A 3,367-nucleotide genomic window follows, 5' to 3' on the forward strand; every position below is an offset into this window, starting at 1 on the left:
ACTTTCCTGCGGGCAAAACAAAACCCCAATTGCTTTCGCAATTGGGGTTTCGGAATTTAATCTTGACGATGACCTACTCTCACATGGGGAAACCCCACACTACCATCGGCGATGCATCGTTTCACTGCTGAGTTCGGGATGGGATCAGGTGGTTCCAACGCTCTATGGTCGTCAAGAAATTCGGTGTGCCGACTCGTCTTTCGACGCTTCAGCAAATTGGGTATGCGATAGTTTGTGTGTTTCTCTCGAACTTTCGGTTCGTTTCGTCTTCACACACCGCAATCTGGCCTCTCTCGAGTTCGCAAATTGCTTGGGTGTTATATGGTCAAGCCTCACGGGCAATTAGTATTGGTTAGCTCAACGCCTCACAGCGCTTACACACCCAACCTATCAACGTCGTAGTCTTCGACGGCCCTTCAGGGAACTCAAGGTTCCAGTGAGATCTCATCTTGAGGCAAGTTTCCCGCTTAGATGCTTTCAGCGGTTATCTTTCCCGAACATAGCTACCCGGCAATGCCACTGGCGTGACAACCGGAACACCAGAGGTTCGTCCACTCCGGTCCTCTCGTACTAGGAGCAGCCCCTCTCAAATCTCAAACGTCCACGGCAGATAGGGACCGAACTGTCTCACGACGTTCTAAACCCAGCTCGCGTACCACTTTAAATGGCGAACAGCCATACCCTTGGGACCGGCTTCAGCCCCAGGATGTGATGAGCCGACATCGAGGTGCCAAACACCGCCGTCGATATGAACTCTTGGGCGGTATCAGCCTGTTATCCCCGGAGTACCTTTTATCCGTTGAGCGATGGCCCTTCCATACAGAACCACCGGATCACTAAGACCTACTTTCGTACCTGCTCGACGTGTCTGTCTCGCAGTCAAGCGCGCTTTTGCCTTTATACTCTACGACCGATTTCCGACCGGTCTGAGCGCACCTTCGTACTCCTCCGTTACTCTTTAGGAGGAGACCGCCCCAGTCAAACTACCCACCATACACTGTCCTCGATCCGGATAACGGACCTGAGTTAGAACCTCAAAGTTGCCAGGGTGGTATTTCAAGGATGGCTCCACGCGAACTGGCGTCCACGCTTCAAAGCCTCCCACCTATCCTACACAAGCAAATTCAAAGTCCAGTGCAAAGCTATAGTAAAGGTTCACGGGGTCTTTCCGTCTAGCCGCGGATACACTGCATCTTCACAGCGATTTCAATTTCACTGAGTCTCGGGTGGAGACAGCGCCGCCATCGTTACGCCATTCGTGCAGGTCGGAACTTACCCGACAAGGAATTTCGCTACCTTAGGACCGTTATAGTTACGGCCGCCGTTTACCGGGGCTTCGATCAAGAGCTTCGCGTTAGCTAACCCCATCAATTAACCTTCCGGCACCGGGCAGGCGTCACACCCTATACGTCCACTTTCGTGTTTGCAGAGTGCTGTGTTTTTAATAAACAGTCGCAGCGGCCTGGTATCTTCGACCGGCATGAGCTTACGGAGCAAGTCCTTCACCCTCACCGGCGCACCTTCTCCCGAAGTTACGGTGCCATTTTGCCTAGTTCCTTCACCCGAGTTCTCTCAAGCGCCTTGGTATTCTCTACCCAACCACCTGTGTCGGTTTGGGGTACGGTTCCTGGTTACCTGAAGCTTAGAAGCTTTTCTTGGAAGCATGGCATCAACCACTTCGTCACCCAAAGGGTAACTCGTCATCAGCTCTCGGCCTTAAGATCCCGGATTTACCTAAGATCTCAGCCTACCACCTTAAACTTGGACAACCAACGCCAAGCTGGCCTAGCCTTCTCCGTCCCTCCATCGCAATAACCAGAAGTACAGGAATATTAACCTGTTTTCCATCGACTACGCTTTTCAGCCTCGCCTTAGGGACCGACTAACCCTGCGTCGATTAACGTTGCGCAGGAAACCTTGGTCTTTCGGCGTGGGTGTTTTTCACACCCATTGTCGTTACTCATGTCAGCATTCGCACTTCTGATACCTCCAGCAAGCTTCTCAACTCACCTTCACAGGCTTACAGAACGCTCCTCTACCGCATCACCTAAGTGATACCCGTAGCTTCGGTGTATGGTTTGAGCCCCGTTACATCTTCCGCGCAGGCCGACTCGACTAGTGAGCTATTACGCTTTCTTTAAAGGGTGGCTGCTTCTAAGCCAACCTCCTAGCTGTCTAAGCCTTCCCACATCGTTTCCCACTTAACCATAACTTTGGGACCTTAGCTGACGGTCTGGGTTGTTTCCCTTTTCACGACGGACGTTAGCACCCGCCGTGTGTCTCCCATGCTCGGCACTTGTAGGTATTCGGAGTTTGCATCGGTTTGGTAAGTCGGGATGACCCCCTAGCCGAAACAGTGCTCTACCCCCTACAGTGATACATGAGGCGCTACCTAAATAGCTTTCGAGGAGAACCAGCTATCTCCGAGCTTGATTAGCCTTTCACTCCGATCCACAGGTCATCCGCTAACTTTTCAACGGTAGTCGGTTCGGTCCTCCAGTCAGTGTTACCTAACCTTCAACCTGCCCATGGATAGATCGCCCGGTTTCGGGTCTATTCCCAGCGACTAGACGCCCTATTAAGACTCGCTTTCGCTACGCCTCCCCTATTCGGTTAAGCTCGCCACTGAAAATAAGTCGCTGACCCATTATACAAAAGGTACGCAGTCACCCAACAAAGTGGGCTCCCACTGCTTGTACGCATACGGTTTCAGGATCTATTTCACTCCCCTCTCCGGGGTTCTTTTCGCCTTTCCCTCACGGTACTAGTTCACTATCGGTCAGTCAGTAGTATTTAGCCTTGGAGGATGGTCCCCCCATATTCAGACAAAGTTTCTCGTGCTCCGTCCTACTCGATTTCATGACCAAGAGATTTTCGCGTACAGGGCTATCACCCACTATGGCCGCACTTTCCAGAGCGTTCCGCTAATCTCAAAGCCACTTAAGGGCTAGTCCCCGTTCGCTCGCCACTACTAAGGGAATCTCGGTTGATTTCTTTTCCTCAGGGTACTTAGATGTTTCAGTTCCCCTGGTTCGCCTCTTGCACCTATGTATTCAGTACAAGATAACCATCTTATGATGGCTGGGTTCCCCCATTCAGACATCTCCGGATCAAAGTCTGTTTGCCGACTCCCCGAAGCTTTTCGCAGGCTACCACGTCTTTCATCGCCTCTGACTGCCAAGGCATCCACCGTATGCGCTTCTTCACTTGACCATATAACCCCAAGCAATCTGGTTATACTGTGAAGACGACATTCGCCGAAAATTCGCGATTAAACTCACAAATTTTACCTTAGCCTGAATAAACACCAGTGAAAGTGCTATCCAGTCTATCTTTCTATCACATACCCAAATTTTTAAAGAACGAT

2 rRNA genes are annotated in these 3,367 nt (G+C 51.1%); both read right to left on the bottom strand.

The features are described 5' to 3' along the window. Positions 1-60: 60 nt before the first annotated feature. A 5S ribosomal RNA gene (rrf, locus tag PseAD21_RS29130) occupies positions 61-176 on the bottom strand. Positions 177-321: 145 nt separating this feature from the next. Further along, positions 322-3,213: ribosomal RNA gene (locus tag PseAD21_RS29135) — 23S ribosomal RNA — on the bottom strand. Positions 3,214-3,367 lie beyond the last annotated feature (154 nt).

Source organism: Pseudomonas sp. AD21 (assembly GCF_002878485.1).
GTDB lineage: Bacteria > Pseudomonadota > Gammaproteobacteria > Pseudomonadales > Pseudomonadaceae > Aquipseudomonas.